An 18247-nucleotide genomic window follows, 5' to 3' on the forward strand; every position below is an offset into this window, starting at 1 on the left:
ACATGCAAATATTCCGCCTCGCATCCATCCATTTTCACTTTCCGAAAATGCCGAACCGGCCTCGCGGCCCGGCTCAATCCTCGTCCGCCAACACCGTCTCGCCGTCGCGCTGCGCCAGCATGAAACGGCGCAGCGGCCGGTGCCGCGCGATCAGCTCCGCCAAGCGCGGCGAATGGCTGGTCACCCACAGCTGGCTGTGGCGGCCGGCCTCGGCGATCAGCCGCGCCAAGGCCGGCAACAAGTCCGGGTGCAGGCTGTTTTCCGGCTCGTTCAAGGCCATGAAGGCCGGCGGACGCGGGCTGAGCAAGGCCACCGCCAGGCATAGGAAACGCAAGGTGCCGTCGGACAATTCGGCCGCCTCCAGCGGCCGCAGGATGCCGTCGCGCTGCATCAGCATCTGGAAACGGCCATGCAGCGCCTCCGTCTGGAAGCGGCTGTCCGGAAACGCGTCGGCCAGCACGCTGTGCAGCAGTTCGACGTCGCCGATCTCCACAATGGTCTGGAAAGCGGCCGCCAGGTTGCCGCCGTCGTGCGCCAGCACCGGCGAGCGGATGCCCACTTGCGGCGCGCGCGGCGGCGAGCCGGGCCACACCGCGAACTCATGGTAGAAACGCCAGCGCCGCAGCGTCTCCCGCACTTGCGACACCTCGGGATAAAGATGCGGCTCAGCCAATTGGCCAAACACCGACTCCTCGGCCTGCAGGCCCAAGGGATAGGTGGTCCTGACCCCGTCCACGCTGGTGAGAAAGGCGCTCTGATTGCGCCGCTCCAGCACCTGGGCCGAGGGGCGGCGGCCCTGGCCGGCCAGCCACAGCGTTTCCTCCTTCACCAATGGGTCCAGCGAGAACAGGCTGCGGCTGGGCTCGGGGTAGCCCAGCTGCAATTCGTAGTCGTAATCGGCCAGCCGCGCCGCCAGCGCCATGCGCTTGGGCTCGCCCTTGCGGTCGCCGCGGCGCAGGCCGCCGGCCCACATCGCCTTTTGAATGCCGCCCTCTTCCGCCAGCGCCGCGGACAGGCGGCCGCAGGCGGCCTCGTGCAGCAGGCGCACCGCTTTGTAGAGATTGGATTTGCCGCAGCCGTTAGGCCCGACGACGACGTTGAGCGGCTCCAGCTCCAGCCGCAGCTGACGGATGGAACGGAAACCCTTGAGGCTGAGCTCGTGAATGGACATGGCGGCTCCGGTGACGACGGAGCCGCCATTCTAGCGCGGACGCGCCGTTTTACTGCAGCGCCTGGTTGATCACCATGGCGATGCGCGCGCCGGCCTTGACCAGCTGCTGTTTGACCAGCTGAGCGCCGGCGGTCTGGTAGGTGCGGTCCAGGTAGGCCACGTCGCTGGGCGCTTGGCCGCAGCTGAAGTTGGACAGCGGGCCGTAGACCTCGCTGCGCGCGTACTGATTGGATTCCTTGATCCAGTCATTGACCTGCCCGCTCTGCCAGCCGGCGATATTGCGCGCGTAGTACTTGAGGTTCTGCGTCGCCCAGCTCTGCTCGTTGGCGCCGCTCAAGGCCTGCTGCACCAGGGCGGTGTCCCACACCGAATGCAGATTGCCGGTCTTGTTGCTGCCGGCCAGCCGCGTCTTGACGTCGTTGCCGCCGCGGTCGTGGTTGTCGGCCGCGTGCAGCGGCTGGTGGATGTCGCCGATCATGTGGAGCAGGAAGGTCAGCGCCTGGGCGCGGGCGGACTTGCTCGCGGTTTTGTCGGCCAGCACCTTGCTGTAGCGCCCAATCTGATTGGACGCGCAGTTGCCGCTGGGACAATCGTCCTCTTCCACGCCGTCGCACACCGGTTCGTCGTTGTAATGCCATTGATCCGAGCCCGGCAGCTGCTGTTTCAATTCCTGCTTGTGCTGGTCCATGTACAAGGCCAGCTGGGCGAAGTCCGCGTTGGGGATCAATTGATTGACCGCGGCCTTGGCCTGGGGGCTCAACAATTGCTGAGCGACGTAGCCGGTGACGCGGTGGCCTTCCTGGCCCCAGGCCAGCGCTTGGGCGCTGGGCAGCGCGAAAGCGGCGGACAACAGCAGGGCGAGCGTAAATTTCTTCATGACGGTTTCTCTTGTGATTGTGATATGCCGAGACGGGCGCGCCGCCCGTCGTTTTTATGGCGAACGGATATTACCCGAAAACCGTTAAATTAAGATGCCAATATCATTTCATTTGAAGATATACGCTGTACGACCCCGTAAAAAAAAACCCGGCATTGCCGGGTTTCCTTTTCCTGCTCATTCCGCCGCGCTCAACGCGGCCGGTCGCCCAGGATGGTGGCGCGGTGCATCACCCGCCGCTGCGGCAGGTAATCCGCCACCGCGTAATGCTGGGTCACGCGGTTGTCCCAGAACGCCAGATCGTTTTCCTTCCAGCGCCAGCGCACGGTGAATTCCGGCCGCGCGGCGTGGGCGAACAGCAGGGCCAGCAAGGCATCGCTCTCGCGCAGCGCCAGTTCCAGGATGCGAGTGGTGAAGCCTTCGTTGACGAACAGGCCCTTGCGGCCAGTGACCGGATGGGTGCGCACCACCGGATGCACCACCGGCGGATGGTCGCGGCTGGCCTGTTGCCAGCGCGCGTATTGCGGCGTGTCCTTGAAGCGGCTTTCCGGGAAGGAATGGACGAAGCTGTGCTCGGCGCTAAGGCCGTCCAGCAGCCCGCGCAAGGCCGGCGACAGTGCGTCGTAAGCGGCACTGTTGCTGCTCCACAGCGTGTCGCCGCCCACGTCCGGCAGCTGCCGCGCCGCCAGCACCGCGCCCAGCGGCGGGGTGGCGATGAAGGTGACGTCGGTATGCCAGTTGTCGTTGTCCGGCAGATTGTCGACATGGGTGTCCAACACGATGATTTCCGGCTGCTCCGCCACCGTCGGGTAGACCGGATGCAGGTGCAGATCGCCGAAGCGGGCAGCGAAGTCGCGCTGCTGGCGCGGCGTCAACGGCTGGTTCTCGAAGAACAATACCTGGTGGCGCAGCAGCGCCGCCTCAATCGCGTCGCGCTCGGCGCCGGACAGCGGCGCGCTCAGATCGACGCCGGAAACAATGGCCCCCAGGGCCGGGCTGATGGCTTGCAGTTGCAGGCTCATGAATGTGCTCCTTATCCGCGCGGCGGAAACCAAATCCAAAAAATTGAAAACTCGCTCAAAAACGTTCCGGCGCGGCCCAGCCGGCGAAGCGCCGCTCCGCCCAACGCAGCCCCAATTCCAGCGCCAGCGCGATCCAGGCGATGATCAGGATGCCGGCGATCACCGCGTCGGTGACCAGGAACTGGGCGGCGGACTGCACCATGAAACCCAGGCCGCGGGTGGCGGCCACCAGCTCCGCCGCCACCAGGGTGGACCAGCCCACGCCCAGGCCGATGCGCAGCCCGGTCAGGATCTCCGGCAGCGCGCTGGGCAGCACCACCAGCCGCAGCAGCTGGCCGCGGCTGGCGCCCAGCGAGCGCGCCGCCTGCAGCCGCGCCGGGTCCGCGCGGCGCACGCCGGCGGCGGTGGCGATGGCCAGCGGCGCGAAGATGGCAAGATAGATCAGCAGCACCTTGCTGGCCTCGCCAATGCCGAACCAGATCACGATCAGGGGCAGATAGGCCAAGGGCGGCACCGGCCGGTAGAACTCGATCAGCGGGTCCAGCGCCGCATGCGCGCGCCGGCTCAGGCCCATCAGCATGCCCAGCGGCACCGCGGTGGCCGCGGCCAGCAATAGCGCCAGGCCCACCCGGCCCAGGCTGGCGGCGGCGTGACGCCACAGGCTGGCGTCCATGAAGCCGTTGACCGCCAGGTCCGCCAGCCGCGTCGCCACCTGGGCCGGGCCGGGCAGGAATAACGGCGACACCAGGCCGCCGGCGCTGGCCGCCCACCACAGCAGCAGCAGGCCGCCCACCGACAGCACGCTGGGCCAGCGCCGACGCCAGGCGGCGAAGCGGCCGGAGAGCGGTGCGGGGGCATGGGCCGGCGGCGGCGCGCTCAGCTCGGCCTGCGCGGCCGGGCCCAATTCAGTCAGTTCAAGCGGCGGCATGGTCGGCCTCCTCGGCGCGGAAAATCCAGTCCAGCAAATGCTCGCGCATGGCGATGAAGGCGGGATCGGCCTTGATCGAGCGCGCCGATTCGCCGGTGGCGTAGCGATGGGCGAAGCCCAGTTTCTGCCGCAGCGCGATGCGGCCGGGGCGCGGCGTCAGCACCAAGAGCTCGGTGCCGAGGAACAGCGCTTCCTCGATGCTGTGGGTGATCAGGAAGATGCCCTTGCCGCTGCGCTGCCACAGGCTGAGGATCAGCGACTGCATCTTTTCCCGGGTCAGCGCGTCCAGCGCGCCCAAGGGCTCGTCCAGCAGCAGGAAGTCGGGATCGGCCGCCAGCGCGCGCGCCAGGCCCAGGCGCTGACGCATGCCGCCGGACATCTGGCTGAGCGCGTGGCCGGCGAAGGCTTCCAGCCCCACCCAGCCCAGCATGCGGCGCGCCTCGCTGCGCCGCTGCTCGCGCGGCACCCCGCGCAGACGCAGGCCGAAGGCGACATTGTCCTCGGCGTTGAGCCAGGGCATCAGCGCGTCGTCCTGGAACACCACGCCGCGATCCGCGCCCGGCCCGCGCACCGGCCGGCCATTGGCCAGCACCCGGCCCTGGCTGGGCGTCTGGAAGCCGGCCATCAGCCCCAGCAAGGTGGACTTGCCGCAGCCGGACGGCCCCAGGGCCACCACGATCTCGCCGGAACGCAGCTCCAGCGACACCCGGTCCAGCGCCTGCACCGGGCCGGACGGGCCGGCGTAGCTGACGCCGGCGTTTTCCACGATCAAGCTAGCCATCGCGGCCTCCTCGCGCTCAGCGCGGCTGCGCCAGCCGCACGAAGCGCGGCTCGACATAGGCTTGATAATCCGGCAGCACCGCTTCCACCTTCTTCTGTTCCTTCAGGAACAAGGCGGTGTCGCGCAGCGCCTTGGCGGTGCCGCCGCCCAGCAAGCGCGGCGACAGCTGCTCCTGCGCCAGCGGGAAGCGGCTGCCGGCCAGCAGGCCGGGAATCTGCGCCGGATCGGCCCCGGTCAGCCGCGCGATCTTGGCCACCTGCGGCGAGCCGGCGCTCCAGGCCGCCGGCTTGGCGCGGTAATCGGCGAAGGCCTGCAAAGTCACCTTGGCGAAGGCGGCCAGCGCCTGCGGCTGGGCGGCGGCGAAATCCTTGCGCGCCACCCAGGCTTCGAAAGTGGGCGCGCCCCACTGCCCCACTTGTTCGGAATTGACCAGCACCGAGCCGGTTTTCAGCGCCTGGCTCAAGGCCGGGTCCCAGACATAGGCGGCGTCGATGTCGCCGCGCTGCCAGGCGGCGCTGATCTCGGACGGGCGCAGATTGACGATGGACAGCTTGGCCGGGTCCAGCTTCCAGTGTTTGAGCGCGGCCAGCAGGCTGTAATGGGTGGTGGAGACATAGGGCACCGCCACCTTTTTGCCGATCAGGTCCCGCGGGGTCTTGATGCCGCTGCCCTTGCGCGCCACCAAGGCCTCGGAGTTGCCGATCTCGGCGACGATCAGAAAGGTCTGGATCGGCAGTTGGCGGGTGGCGGCGGCGCTGAGCGGGCTGGAGCCCAGATCGGCGATATGCACGTCGCCGGAGGCCAGCGCGGCCAGCACTTCCGCGCCGCTCTCGAACTTGCGCCATTGCAGCGGCCGGCCGATGGCTTTTTCATACAAGCCGTCGGCCTGGGCCACTTTGGAGGGATCAACCCCGGTCTGGTAGCCGATGACGATGGGCGCCTCAGCGGCGTGTGCCGCCAAGGCGAGGAAGGACAGGCTGGCGAGGCTGAGCGCCAGCAGGGAACGGCGGGCGATGAACATGGACATGGCGAGTTCCTGAACAAGGGGGACTCAGCACACTATAAAAGCCATGTTTAATATCAAAAAGTAATTAAATTTGCTTTCAATATTCCAAATAAATCAATAAGCATTTGATCCCCGCCCGCCTCACCACACCACCTGATCATTCAGCGTCAGCCCGCCGGCCGGCGCCTGCAACACCCGGTTGCCGGCGCGCTGCTCCCAGCTCACGCTGCCGTCGGCGTTCTTGCGGTAGTACTTGTACTCGATGCGCTGGCCGGCCGGCAGATTGACCCGGGTCTTCCACAGCGGGTAGGCCGCCGCGTCCGCCGGCAGGCCCAGATCGGTGTTCCAATTGCCCAGCGCGCGCGCCGCGCCGGTCACGTACAGCTGCTGCCCCCAGCGGGTATCGGCGGCGGCCTGGATCTCCACCGTCGCCTCTCCGGCCTTGGGTTCCACCCGGCAGGCGTAGTAACGCGCGCAGGCGGCTTCCGGCAGATCGACGACGCGTCCGGCGCGGATGGAGGCCAGCAGGCTGATGTACTCGCCCATCGCCCAGCTCAGCGGCGCGATCGAGCGGGTGGGCGTGCCGGCGCGGTTGCCGGCCGGCGTCTCCACCGCCCAGCCGTCCGGCAGCACCGCGCTGTGCGGCCACACCTGTTCCGGCAGCATGCCCTCCGGCGTGGCCAGTTGCTTCAAGGCGGCCAGATAGGGCTGGCCGGCCGCGCCGCCGCCCTGGCGCGCAATCTCGTAGACGCCGCGCTCGGCGGTGAAGATGGGCCACAAGCGGCCCACGCCGCTGCCGGCGAAATCGCCGCCGTCGTTGCGTTCGCCGTAGCCGTCGAAGTTGTAGCGGAACCAGGCGTTGACCGGCAGCGCCGGCGCGCCGGGCAGTTCCAGCCGCTGGCCCAACACCGCGTCGTAAATGCCCAGCGTGGCGAGCACCGCCGGATCGTCGGCGCGCTTCACGCCCATGCGCACCAGTTCCAGGAAGCCGCCGTCCACCACCCGGCGCGCGTCGCGGCCGCCGCCGCCGTTCTTCACTTCCAGCGCCTGCGGCGTGTCCGGGCCCAGCGCCGGCGCCTGGCCGGCGCGGCCGGCCCCGCCGGCGCGCGCGGACGGATTGAGGCGCAGATAATAACGGCCGTCGCCAAAGCCGCCGCTACGGGTGAAGGTCCAGGCGTCCACGTTCTGCTGCCAGAAATCGGCGGCGGACAGATAGCGCGCGGCGCTGGCGTCGTCGCCGTTGGCGCGGGCGATGTCGGCGGCGGCGGCCAGGCCGGCGATCTGCGCCGCCAGCGTGGACGGCGAATAGCCGCTGTTCTCCTCCCAGCGCTCCTGGTAGGTCCACGGCCCGGCGCTCAGGATGTAGTCGGCGGCCAGCTTGATGCGCGGCCACAGCGGCGAATACACCGCCGGCCCCTGGCGCCAGGCCAGCAGGATGGGCATGGCCTGCTCGTCCATCTGGGTGCCCTGCCAATACTGCGCGCCGCTGACCCAGGCGTTTTGCGGAAAGCGGCCGTTGCGGCTGAAGCCGTCCGGGCAGCCGGCGGCGTCGTATTCCGCCGCGCCGCAGTCGCGGCGCTGCTGCAAGGTGTTGAACAGATAATCCGTCACCCGCGCGGCGGTGGCGCGGTCGCCGGCGGTGAGCAGGGCGTTGGCGAACTTGAACAGGTCGCGCGGCCACACCAGGTGATAGCCGCCGGCGTTGGCGTCGCCCTGGCTGGCGCCCCACGGCGTGCCCAGACCGGCCACCATCGCGCCGCTGGCCTTGTCCTGCATGGTTTTCAGCGTCATCGCCGCCAGGTAGTAGCCGTCGTCGGCGCTGCCGCCCTGATCGGACAGGCCGGCGGCGTAAGCCTGCCAGCCGGCGTCGTAGCGCCGCTGCGCCGCGCCCAGGTCACCGCCCAGCGCCGCCTCGGCCGTGTCCAGCGCCTGCCCCTGGCTGGCGCCGAAGCCCAGCACCACGTCGAAGGACACGCTGGCCGCGCGCGGGTCGCCCAAGTCCAGCCAGCCCATCTGCGCCACATTGCCGTTGCCGGCGGAATCAAAAGTCCAGTCCATGCGCTTGTCGGCACCGCCGCCCAGCAGATCGGTCCAGCCGTCGCTGAGGCCGACAAAGCCGTTGGACAGCATGCGGCGACCGTTCTGCGTCTTCCACGGCAGGCTGCTCAGCAGCGCCGAGGCGCGCTGATTGCGGCTGGCCGCCAAGGCCGCGCCGCCGCCGGCGCGCGCCAGGGTGGCGGCGCTATTGCCGGCGCCGGCGTTGTCCAGATAGGGTTTGAACAGCAGATAAAGTCGGAAATCGCCGACGCGGCGGCCGTCCAGCGCGCTGAAGGTGACGCGCTGGATCAGCGCGTCGCGCGCCGGATCAGTGAAGATGCGCTTGCTGATGCGCCAGTGATGGGCCGGGTTGCCGGTCTGCGCCTGCCAGCTCATGCTGCGCGGATGCAGCCGCTGCACGCGGTAGTCCTGCCGCTTTTCCTCGTCGACGAAGCCGCCGCCGGCGTCGCCCACCAGGAATTGCAGATCCACCGCCGCCTGGGTGTCCACCGCCGGGTAGAACACCTCGGACACCACGCCGCGATAGCCGGTGAAATACACCCGCGACGGCCCCTCCGTCGCCACGCCCACGAAAGACTTAGCCGCCGGGCCGCGCACCGCCGTCAGTCCCGGCGCGCCAAACGCCTCGCCGGCCTGCGCCGCGCCGCCCAAGCCGCCCAACAGCAGGGCCAGGCCCATCCATTGCTTGATCATGTCCGCTCGCTCCTGATTTTGGCAGGGAGCGTAGCAAAACAAAATCCAAATGTCATTTAGAATGAAAAGGATTTCCAGCCTATCCAAGCCTTAGGGTCAGGCGCTGAAATTTTCCTACCCGTCGCTTAGCCGCGGTTCAAAGTCTCGCGAGCCAGGGCGGGACAAGGCGTTTTCCGCTCAGCAGCGCATAAACCGCTTCAGAACACCGTCTCCCATTCCTCCCTCACCCGGTACTCCTCATCCACCAGGAACACGCGCTTCCATTTGTCGAAGCTCAGGCAGGGGTGGGAACTGCCGAACACCAGCAAATCGCCTATCCGCAGGTCCAGGCCGGGGCCGCGGTCCAGCAAGGCGTGCTGATCCATCAAGGCGCGGGTGCGCAGGCCGCCGGGCGCGAATTCCACGCGCCGCCCCTGGCGGTACTGCGCGAACGGCTGCGGCAGGCCGGCGTCGAAGGCCACGTCGCGCTTGCCCAAGCCCGCGACGGCCAGGCCCGGCTCCGGCAGCGACTGCACCAGCGCGCACAACTCCAATGCTGGGGAGAGCCCACCGTCCAGCCGCGCCGCCAGCGGCTCGCGCGCTTGCAGCGCGGCGTAAGCCTGCCGATAGATGCCGTGGTCCTGCGTCACATAGCAGCCGGGGCGGATCACATGACGCACCCCGGACAGGCCGGCGTCCCGCAGCTGCCGGCTGACGATATCGAACCAGACCGAGCCGGCCCCGGTCAGCAACACTTCCGGCGCGCCGGCGAAGTCGCCGTTGCGCAGCAGCGTGCCGCACACCGCGACCGCGCGCTGAATCAGCGCCTGTATCGCCGCGATGTCCGCCTGCTCGTCGTCTCCATGGATCACGCCCTCGTAGAAGGCCACGCCGGCCAGCGCCAGGCCCGGCAGCTTGGCGATGTGCTCCGCCAGTTCATAAGCCTGCCGCTCGGTGCGGCAGCCGCAACGCCCGCCGGGCGCGCCCATTTCCAGCAAGACCGACATCCGCAGTTGCCGGGCGGCGAAAAAGTCCGACAGCCGCCGCGCATTGTCCACGCTGTCCACGCAGCAATGGAGGGCGGCGCGCCCTTGCCGCAGCAGCGCAGCGACCAGATCCATATTCGCCCGGCCCAGCACTTGATTGGCGATGATCACGTTCTCGGCCCCGGCCGCCACCGCCGCCTGGGCCTGAAACGCGCTGGCCACGCCCAGTCCCCAGGCGCCGGCGGCCAATTGCCGCCGGAAAATGGCCGGCGTCATCGTGGTCTTGCCATGCGGCGCCAGCGAGACCCCCATCGCGTCCGCGAAACCTTGCATCCAGCGGATATTGCCGTCCAGCGCGGCCTCCTTGATCACCAGTGCCGGCAGGCAGGCGTCCTCATGCAGGATATTGGCCCCGCCCTCTCCGCGGAACATCAGCGCCGCCTTGTGCCGCGCGGGCTCCGCTCCAAATTCGCTCAGCATCATCCTGTTCTCCCTGGTATCCCTATCCGCCAGTTGTAGAGCCTGTTCAAAGTCTCGCGAGCTAGAGCGAGACAAGGCGAAAACAGCTGAGAAAGCGGAATGTACAAGTGGTACATGAGCATTTCGAAGTTGTTTTCAACGCCGTATCGCCGACGCGCAGCAGACATTGAACAGGTTCTCAGCCATGGCTTTCACGCTCAGTCGTAATCATCTCCAGCACCTCCTCCCGGGAACGCGCGCTCGCCGGCGTCAGCCAGGTGACGACAACGGCCAGCAGCAGGCTGAGCAGCACCGCGGGAATCACCGGATTACCCAGCCGCGCCAGCCACGACGGCGACAGGATGACGGCCAGCGAGGCGAGGCTGCCGCCCAGCAGCGCGGCGATGCAGCCCTGCCAATTGAAGCGCGGCCAGAAACGGCCCAGCAGCACGGTGACGAACATGCCGGACATCACCATGGAGATCATCTTGGTGATGTAGCCGATGATGTCGTTGGAAGTCAGCGCGAAGAGATAGGCCAGCAGGATCACCAGCAGCAGGAACAGCCGGGACAGCGCAATCGCCCGCTCCGGCGGCGGCATCCGGCCGCGGAGCCAGACGTAGAGATCGCGCAGGATGATGGAGACCCCGGCAATCGCGTCCGAGCTGCCGGAGGACATATTGGCCGACATGCCGGCGATCAGCACCACCACGGCCAGCGCCTGCGGCAAGGCGGTGGTGGCGTGCAGGAAGGCGAAGCTGCTATTGGCCAGATTGGGCTCCATCGCATGCGTGGCCATGCCGATGATGGCAGGCAGGAAGGAAAAGCCCATATACAGCAGGCCGGTGATGATGAAGGACTGGCGGATCACGCTGGCGGATTCGGCGGCGTAGATGCGCTGGCGGTAGGAGGGCGTGGCCAGCACGCCCACGCCGATCACCGCGGCCAGCGACAAGGCCGGCAGCAGGCCCAGCTTGCCGATGCCGAAGGGCGTGAACGCGGCCGGATCGGTCCGGCTCACCACCGTCTCCCAGCCGCCGACATGGCGCACCGATAGGACCGCCAGCACGATGAAGCCGAGGAAGAGCACGATGGACTGCAAGGTGTCGATCCAGGACACCGCCTTATAGCCGCCAATGCCGACATAGAACACGAAGCCGACGGCGACGATGGTCTTGGCCGCCCGGATATCGATGCCGGAAGCCCAGGCCAGGTACAGGCCGCCACCCAGGATGTGCGCGCCCAACCAGCCCAGGGAGGCGCAGAAAATGATGACGGCCACCAGGTTTTTGACCAGCTTGCTGCCGCCGGTGTAGTAGCAGACCTCCTCGCTCATGGTCATGAAGCGGAGGTTTCGGACCGGCGCGAACCACCAGGCCGTCAACAGGATGCCGGTGGCGCCGCCAATGCCGTACAACATGCCGGCCCAGCCGTTGGCGTAACCGAAGCTGACCGCGCCGATGCTGGAGCCGGTGCCCACCATGGTGCCCACCGTCGAGCCCAGCGTCAGCAGCATCGGCATCTTGCGGCCGCCCAGGATGAAGTCCTCGCCGGTCTTCTGATGCCGGGTCACATACCAGCCCAACGTCATCATGCCGGCGGCGTAGATCAGAAACCACGTCAGAAAATCGCTATTCGCCATCGCCCTCTCCTTTTCATCGGCCGCGCTGCCGCGCCTGGCGCAAAATACTTAATATTTGAACTTGGCGTTAAAACACCTCATGTCCACCTCAACCATGCAATCCACCACCAGCTCCGCCACGCAGCACACCCGCGCCGGCGGATGCTCGGCGAAGAACGAGCGGAACACCCGGTTGAAGGAGGGGAAATAACGGGCGTCGCTGAGAAAGACCTGCATATGCACGATGTCCGCCGGCGCGAAGCCGGCCTCGGCCACAATGTCCAGGCAGTTCTGTATCGCCAGCCGCGACTGTTCCACGATGCCGCCGGCGATGATTTCGCCGTCCCGCATCGGGGTTTGTCCGGACACGTACAACCAGCCGTCCGCCGCCGCCGCCGCGGCGAAAGGCAGCGCTTGCCCGCCGGTGCCGGCGCTGCCGCTTACTCCATAACGTTTAATCATGCTGCCTCCCCCTAAGAGCCTGTTTACGATCTGCTGCGCGTCGTGAGGCGTGGCACGGCGAGTACAACTTCGAAATGCTCATGTACCGTATGTACATTCCGCTTTCTCAGCCGCTTTCGCCTTGTCTCGCTCTTGCTCGCTAGAGCGTAAACACGCTCTAAGCAGCCTGACGGCTTCTGCTCAAGAACCGCCCGGCGCGGACTCCGCTCAGCCGCTGCTGAGCATAGGTTTGCACCCCGTTGACGAAGACCCGCTCAATGCCCGCCGCCGCCTGCCGCGGCTGCTGGAAGCTGGCGACGTCGTCGATCCGCTGGTAGTCAAACAGCACCAGATCGGCGAAATAGCCGGCACGGATCAAGCCCCGGTCGCGCAGCGCGAAGCGCCGCGCCGGCAGGCCGGTCATTTTGTGGACGGCGGTGGACAGCGGGAACAGTTGCAAGTCCCGGCTGTAATGGCCCAGCACCCGGGGGAAAGTCCCCCACAGCCGCGGATGCGGATTGGGATCGCAGGGCAGGCCGTCCGAGCCCACCATCGCCGCCGGGTGGCTCAGGATGCGCCGCACATCGTCCTCATGCATCTGGAAGTAAATGGCGCCGGCGGGCAGCAGGCGGCCGGCCGCCTGGTGGATGTCGCACGCCCAGAGGCCGGCGATCTGTTGCAGGGTTTTCCCCGCCATCTCCGGATGCGGCGCGGACCAGGTGATCAGGATGTCGTAGTCGGCGGTGACCTGGCCGGGGTCGAGATTGGAGGAGCCGGCGCGGTAGGGGTAGCAATCGAGGCTGATGTCCTGCCCCAGGCGACGGATGTCGATCAGCGCCAGCGTCTCCGCCGAGCGTCCCCAGTTTTTCAGCCCGGCGCATTTGTGGTGCGAGATCTGCACCGGCACCTTGGCGCTGCGGCCGATGAGGAAGGCTTCCTCCATCGCCTCCAGCACTCCGTCGTACTCGGTGCGCATATGGGTGGCGTAGACGCCCTGGTATTCGGCCAGCGGCGCGGCCAGCCGGCAGACTTCCTCGGTGGACGCCTGCGCCGCGCTGTCATAGGACAGGCCGGTGCTCAAGCCCAGCGCGCCCTGCTCCAGCGCCAGGATCAAATGCTCGCGCATCGCGGCGATGCCGGCCTCGTCCGCCGGCCCCTGCTGCGACGCCAGGCAGCGGTGCCGCAAGGTGGTGTGGCCGATCAAGGTGGCGACGTTGACCGAGGGCCGCGCCGCTTCGATGGCGGCGCGGTAGCTGGCCAGGTCCGGATAGCGGAAATCCTCCAATTCGCCCAGCAGATTGATCGGCGCCGGCACCTCGTCGCCCAGCACCGCGCCCACCGCGCTGAGTCCGCAGTTCCCGACGATGATGCTGGTCACGCCTTGCGAGGTTTTTTCCAGGTAGTCCGGGCGCCGGATCACCGCCAGGTCGTCATGGGTGTGAACGTCGATGAAGCCGGGCACCAATACCAGGCCGGCGCAGTCGATGCGCTGTCCGGCGTCGCCGTCGAGCTCGGCGGCCACCGCCGCGATGCGTTCGCCTATCACCCCGACATCCGCCCGCCGCTCCGGCGCGCCGCTGCCGTCCGCCACCAAGGCACCCTTGAACAAGTAGTCGTATCGCATATTGCTCTCCTATCCCGCCATTGCCTCCCGGTAAGCGCGGGCGAAAGCCCGCGCCTGCGCCCGCGTCCTCTCCGGCGGCTGGCCGGCGCGATACAACTCGCCGCCCAGCCCCGCCCCCCGGCAGCCGGCGCGTAGATAATCCGCCAGCGTCTCCGGTCTCACTCCGCCCACCGCGTAGATGTCCACCGCTTCCGGCAGCACCGTCCGCAAGGCGGCCACATAAGCCGGCCCCAGCGCGCCGGCGGGGAACAGCTTGATCCGGCGCGCGCCGGCCGCGATGGCGTCGAAAGCCTCGGTGGCCGTGGCGCAGCCCGGCAGCAATTGCATGCCCGCGGCCAGGCCCTGCCGGATCACCTCGGCATCGACGTTGGGCGTAACGATCAAGCGGCAGCCCAGCTCGGCCAAGCGCCGCACCTGTTCCGGCCGCAGCACGGTGCCGGCGCCGATCAGCGCCTGATCGCCATAGCGCTGCGCCGCCAGCTGAATGCCGGCCTCCCAGCGCTCCGAATTCAGCGGTATCTCCACCGCCTCGAAGCCCGCCTCGATCAAGGCCGGCACGTGCAGCTCCAGCTCCTCCGGCCGGATGTCGCGTAAAATCGCCACCAGCGGCAGCTTGCTGTCCATTTCTTGCTCCCTGTTGAATCCACCGCCCCGCCCGCGAGACTTTGAACAAGCTCTCAGAGCAAGCCCCGAGTCCGCGCCAGCAAAATCGCTCCATGACCGGCCAGATCCGCCTGCGTCGCCTCGTCCACCATCGCCACATTGCCGGAGAAGAACTCATCGCCGGCCACCAGGCAGCCCAGCGCCGCGCGCAGCAGCGGCCGGCCGGTGGCGATGAATTGCGTGCCCGGACTCATATTCAGCGCGCGGCTGTTTTTCAAGGTCAGCAAGTCCGCGCCCAGCACCGCGCCCAACAGGAAGTTGGCCCTGGCGTTGTGGTCGTACACCGTGAACTGGTCCAGCGTGCGCACCATGAAACAGGCCCGGCCCAGGCCGATGCGGCTGGCCTGCTCGGCCCCGGCCAACAACATCTCCACATCCAGCTCCGCGGCGAACGAGCCGCCCAGCGCATCCGCCAGCAAGGTGTTGTGGGTAATCACGTGCAAGAGCTCGCCGGCCAGCGTGGTCACGCAGCCGGCGATCCGCTGCCGCGCGTCCAGATGGATGAATTTGGAATGCGAGCCGGGAATGGCCAGAATGGCCGGCTGGCGGATGGACAGCCTGTCGATCAAGGCCATCGCCTCGACCTCTTCGCCGCGCATCATGTCCATGCGCTCGCAGTTGTGCAGGCCGATGTCCTCGGACAGATTCTTCACCCCGGGCACAAACCAGATCGGCCGCGCGCACACCTCAGGCACCACGCAGGCCCGCATCCCGGCGGCCAGGGCCTCGCGGCCGGCGGGCGCCAGCAGGTGGGGAATCTCCAACAGGCCCATATTCGAACTGATCATTCCCGTCGCCAGCAGCAGGCTTGGCTCGTCGATGCCGACATCGGCCTGGCTCAACGCCTGCGCCAGCGTTTCCCTCACCGCCCGCCGCAATGCGTTCCGGCTGCCCGTCATCGCCGTATCCCGGCTCCCCACCCGCTGCGCCGCGCGCGCAATCGGCACTGAATCGCGCCATAAGGTGGCGCGGGTATTCGTGGTGCCGGCATCAATGGTCAATATCATTTCCACGCTTTAAATAATGGACTTGTGTGATATTGTTAATGAGCTAAATTTTTATCGCAAGACAGTTATATTTGACATCGGTTTAGTTTTATTACACGAATGGATCTGGCGGACTTTATTTGCACGAGGGGAAATCATGTACCAACGCCTGCCACCGCTGCATGCCTTGAGAGTTTTTGAATCCGCCGCGCGACATATGAGTTTTACCCGCGCCGCGGAAGAATTATTCGTCACCAAGGCGGCCGTCAGCCATCAAATAAAACAGCTGGAGCAATTTCTGAATCAGCCCTTATTCGAACGCCAAAACAATCGTTTAAAATTAACCACGGCGGGCGAGCATTATTTACCCAGAATCAGAGAATCATTCCGCACGCTGCAACAAGCCACGGACGGATTGATGCTGCAGACGGCGCCGGCTTTGAATATCCATGTGCCGCGCCTGTTTGGCAGCAAATGGCTGATTCCCCGGCTGTACCGGTTTTTGAAACGGCACCCCGGCCTGCCGGTGGAAATCCATACCGAGCCGGCGGCCGAATATTCCGCCGCCGATATCGTCATCAGCACGGGACCGCCGTGGCCGGCCCGCTTCAACACCGAGCCCTTCGCCTCCTCCGCCTTCTTTCCGGTCTGCAGCCCCGACTTGGCCCGGCGCCTGCGGCGGCCGCGGGATTTGGCGCAATGCACGCTGCTGCACGAGCGGCAGTTCGCCGGCTGGCGGCAATGGCTGGATCACGTCCAGATCGATCTGGATCTCAAGGCGCAGCCGAGCTTGAGCTTTTCGGATGAATCCATGTTGTTGCAGGCGGCGATAGACGGACAAGGCGTCGCCCTGGGACAGGCGCTGTGCGTGGAATACGATTTGCTGGCCGGACGTCTGGCGCGGCCGCTGCGCGGCGAAGCGCCATTCCGCCAGGCCTATTACCTGAGCGTCGCGCAACGCGACGCCAACCAGCCGGCGGCGCGGGCCTTGCGCGACTGGCTGTTTGAAGAAGCCGCCGAGGGCTTGCCCGCGCCCCAAGCCGACATCGGCTAGCGCCAGCCCGTCATTGTCGACGCGCGACACGGCCAAGACAGCCGCGCCGCGACGGCCGTCGAAGCCAGGCGACTCCCCCGCCCCAAGGCCAAGCTCAGCATTTGCCAGCCTCGCCCTCTCACCGCTCGTCTATAAAACAATGTCATTCAAAACGCATAGCCGCCGTCGCGGCCGCACAAGGAGAAGAGCGCATGGGCCTGAATGCCATCACCCCGGACGACCCCCGTTACGAAACGCTGAAAAAAGGCTTCAATCTGCGCTGGCCGGAGGCCGGCCAGGCCGCCGGCGGCATCGTCGTCTGCAGCGACGAGAACGAAGCCGCCGCCGCCTTGCAATACGCGCTGGACCACCGTCTCAAACCCACCATCCGCAGCGGCGGCCATTGCTACGAGGGCTTCGTCAGCAACAACCCCGGCGGCCTGATCATAGACATCGGCCAGCTCTCCGGCCTGCGCCGCGACGTGACGGCGGATGGCCGCCGTTACGGCTTTCAGCTCTTGGCCGGCAATCAGAACTGGGACGGCTATGTCGGCCTGTACAAGCTCACCGGCAAGACCGTGCCCGGCGGCTCTTGCTACTCGGTGGGCGCCGGCGGCCATATCAGCGGCGGCGGCTACGGCCTGCTGTCGCGGCTGCAAGGCCTGACCGTGGATTGGCTGAGCGCGGTGGACATTCTGTTGGCGGACGGCGGCAAGGCGCGCAAGGTCCACGCCCGCGCCGACAATGAATTCGCCGACCTGCTCAAGCTGTGCAAGGGCGCCGGCGGCGGCAACGTCGGCCTGATCACCAGCTATTACTTCGACGATCTGCCGCCGGCGCCGCAGCAGGTGGGCGTGCAATTCCTGCAATTCGACTGGAACGATTTCAAAGACCTGGGCCGCTTCACCGACTTGTTGCAAACCTACGGCCAATACTGGCGGGAGGCGGACAGCGAACCCGAAGGCTACGGACTGTTCAGCCTGCTCAAACTCACCCATGTCAGCGCCAAAAAACTGGGGCTGGTGGTGCAGTACACGGACCGGAACGGCAAGCTGAACGACACCGCGCCGTTCAATGATTTTTACCAACGCATCGCGCAAGTGGCCTCGCCGCAATTGCTGAACACCTATCTGCCCGGCGGCGGCCATCTGCCCCACATCCCGCACCGCTCGCCGCCCAGAAACAGCGCGCCCTTGCCGGAACACGCGCAGGCGATGGACTGGCTGTACGCCACCCAGACGCTGAACGGCTCCGGCAACAATCAGCGCGGCAAGTACAAATCCGCCTATATGAAACAGAACTTCAGCCAGGCCGAGTGCAAGGCGATCCACCGGCATCTGAACACCCATCCCCACGATCTGGACTTCTCCCAATCGCTGCTGCAAGTGGACTCCTACGGCGGCGCGATCAACCGCCGCGGCGCCGGCAACAACGGCTTCGATCCGGCCGACAACCAGACCGCTGTGCCGCAGCGCGCCTCGGTGATGAAGCTGCAATACCAGAGCTACTGGACCGACCCGGCCAACGACGCCAAGCATGTGCGCTGGATGCGCGAGTTCTTCGACGCCGTCTACGCCGCCGACGGCTTCAACGGCACGCCCTACCCGGCCTCGGCGGCCTTGCCGGATTCGCCCTACGAAGGCTGCTACATCAACTACCCGGACGTGGACATGCTGAACGGCGCTCAGCCGGGCACGCCCGGCTATAGCTGGGGCGAGCTGTATTACGGCGCGCTGTATCCGGAGCTGACGGCGATCAAGCGCAAATACGACCCGGGCAATGTCTTCAATCACGCGATGTCGCTGGGCGCGGAATAAGCGCCCGGCTCCGGCCGGCGCGGGACACGCGCCGGCCTCCTGTCCTTTCCCTCCGGCCCCCGGCCCGGCCCCCCTCCTGGCCTAAAGAACATTGCCCTTATG

General features: G+C 66.9%; 15 protein-coding genes. 2 read left to right on the top strand and 13 right to left on the bottom strand.

The window, feature by feature from the left end; translation table 11 throughout:
• Positions 1 to 73: 73 nt before the first annotated feature.
• From ACODRW_RS19105 to ACODRW_RS19165, 13 genes are all read right to left on the bottom strand, one after another.
• Positions 74 to 1171 (bottom strand): AAA family ATPase, encoded by a 1098-nt coding sequence (locus ACODRW_RS19105; protein WP_107801458.1) that lies wholly within the window; start codon positions 1169 to 1171, stop codon positions 74 to 76.
• A gap of 49 nt (positions 1172 to 1220) precedes the next feature.
• On the bottom strand, positions 1221 to 2048 hold the full coding sequence (locus ACODRW_RS19110; protein WP_227106258.1) for a S1/P1 nuclease: 828 nt from the start codon (positions 2046 to 2048) through the stop codon (positions 1221 to 1223).
• 191 nt (positions 2049 to 2239) lie between these two features.
• A complete protein-coding gene (gene tauD / locus ACODRW_RS19115) occupies positions 2240 to 3070 on the bottom strand; it encodes a taurine dioxygenase (protein WP_488906464.1) in 831 nt (276 codons plus the stop codon).
• Between the two features lie 55 nt (positions 3071 to 3125).
• The gene (gene tauC / locus ACODRW_RS19120) at positions 3126 to 3998 is read right to left on the bottom strand and encodes a taurine ABC transporter permease TauC (RefSeq protein WP_486636312.1); all 873 of its coding nucleotides are present in this window, start codon (positions 3996 to 3998) and stop codon (positions 3126 to 3128) included.
• Positions 3985 to 4779, bottom strand: coding sequence for a taurine ABC transporter ATP-binding protein (locus ACODRW_RS19125; RefSeq protein ID WP_488906465.1), 795 nt, complete (start codon positions 4777 to 4779; stop codon positions 3985 to 3987). Before ACODRW_RS19125 ends, tauC begins: the two co-directional genes overlap by 14 nt.
• 16 nt (positions 4780 to 4795) lie before the next feature.
• Positions 4796 to 5806 carry a taurine ABC transporter substrate-binding protein gene (gene tauA, locus ACODRW_RS19130; RefSeq protein ID WP_486636310.1) on the bottom strand — a complete coding sequence of 337 codons (1011 nt, stop codon included), beginning with the start codon at positions 5804 to 5806 and terminating at the stop codon, positions 4796 to 4798.
• Between the two features lie 120 nt (positions 5807 to 5926).
• Complete coding sequence (locus tag ACODRW_RS19135; RefSeq protein WP_488906466.1) at positions 5927 to 8536, bottom strand: glycoside hydrolase family 15 protein; 2610 nt, start codon at positions 8534 to 8536, stop codon at positions 5927 to 5929.
• 197 nt (positions 8537 to 8733) lie between these two features.
• On the bottom strand, positions 8734 to 9984 hold the full coding sequence (locus ACODRW_RS19140) for an alanine racemase (RefSeq protein WP_488906467.1): 1251 nt from the start codon (positions 9982 to 9984) through the stop codon (positions 8734 to 8736).
• 175 nt (positions 9985 to 10159) lie between these two features.
• Complete coding sequence (locus tag ACODRW_RS19145; RefSeq protein WP_488906468.1) at positions 10160 to 11602, bottom strand: sodium:solute symporter family protein; 1443 nt, start codon at positions 11600 to 11602, stop codon at positions 10160 to 10162.
• A gap of 48 nt (positions 11603 to 11650) precedes the next feature.
• A complete protein-coding gene (locus ACODRW_RS19150; RefSeq protein WP_486636306.1) occupies positions 11651 to 12043 on the bottom strand; it encodes a RidA family protein in 393 nt (130 codons plus the stop codon).
• 157 nt (positions 12044 to 12200) lie between these two features.
• The gene (locus ACODRW_RS19155; RefSeq protein ID WP_488878023.1) at positions 12201 to 13646 is read right to left on the bottom strand and encodes an N-acyl-D-amino-acid deacylase family protein; all 1446 of its coding nucleotides are present in this window, start codon (positions 13644 to 13646) and stop codon (positions 12201 to 12203) included.
• A 9-nt stretch (positions 13647 to 13655) separates the two neighbouring features.
• Positions 13656 to 14270 (bottom strand): 2-dehydro-3-deoxy-6-phosphogalactonate aldolase, encoded by a 615-nt coding sequence (locus ACODRW_RS19160; protein ID WP_488906469.1) that lies wholly within the window; start codon positions 14268 to 14270, stop codon positions 13656 to 13658.
• Between the two features lie 53 nt (positions 14271 to 14323).
• Positions 14324 to 15316, bottom strand: a complete 993-nt coding sequence (locus ACODRW_RS19165; protein WP_488878024.1) for a 2-dehydro-3-deoxygalactonokinase — start codon at positions 15314 to 15316, stop codon at positions 14324 to 14326.
• Between the two features lie 16 nt (positions 15317 to 15332).
• On the opposite strand from ACODRW_RS19165, the gene gcvA reads away from it, so the two are divergent.
• Both gcvA and ACODRW_RS19175 read left to right on the top strand, forming a co-directional pair.
• Entirely contained in the window at positions 15333 to 16349 is a 1017-nt protein-coding gene (gene gcvA, locus ACODRW_RS19170; RefSeq protein WP_488906470.1) for a transcriptional regulator GcvA, read from the top strand.
• 191 nt (positions 16350 to 16540) lie between these two features.
• A complete protein-coding gene (locus ACODRW_RS19175) occupies positions 16541 to 18145 on the top strand; it encodes an FAD-binding oxidoreductase (protein WP_488906471.1) in 1605 nt (534 codons plus the stop codon).
• Positions 18146 to 18247: the final 102 nt, after the last annotated feature.

The sequence above is a fragment of the Chromobacterium sp. FG89 genome, assembly GCF_057808735.1.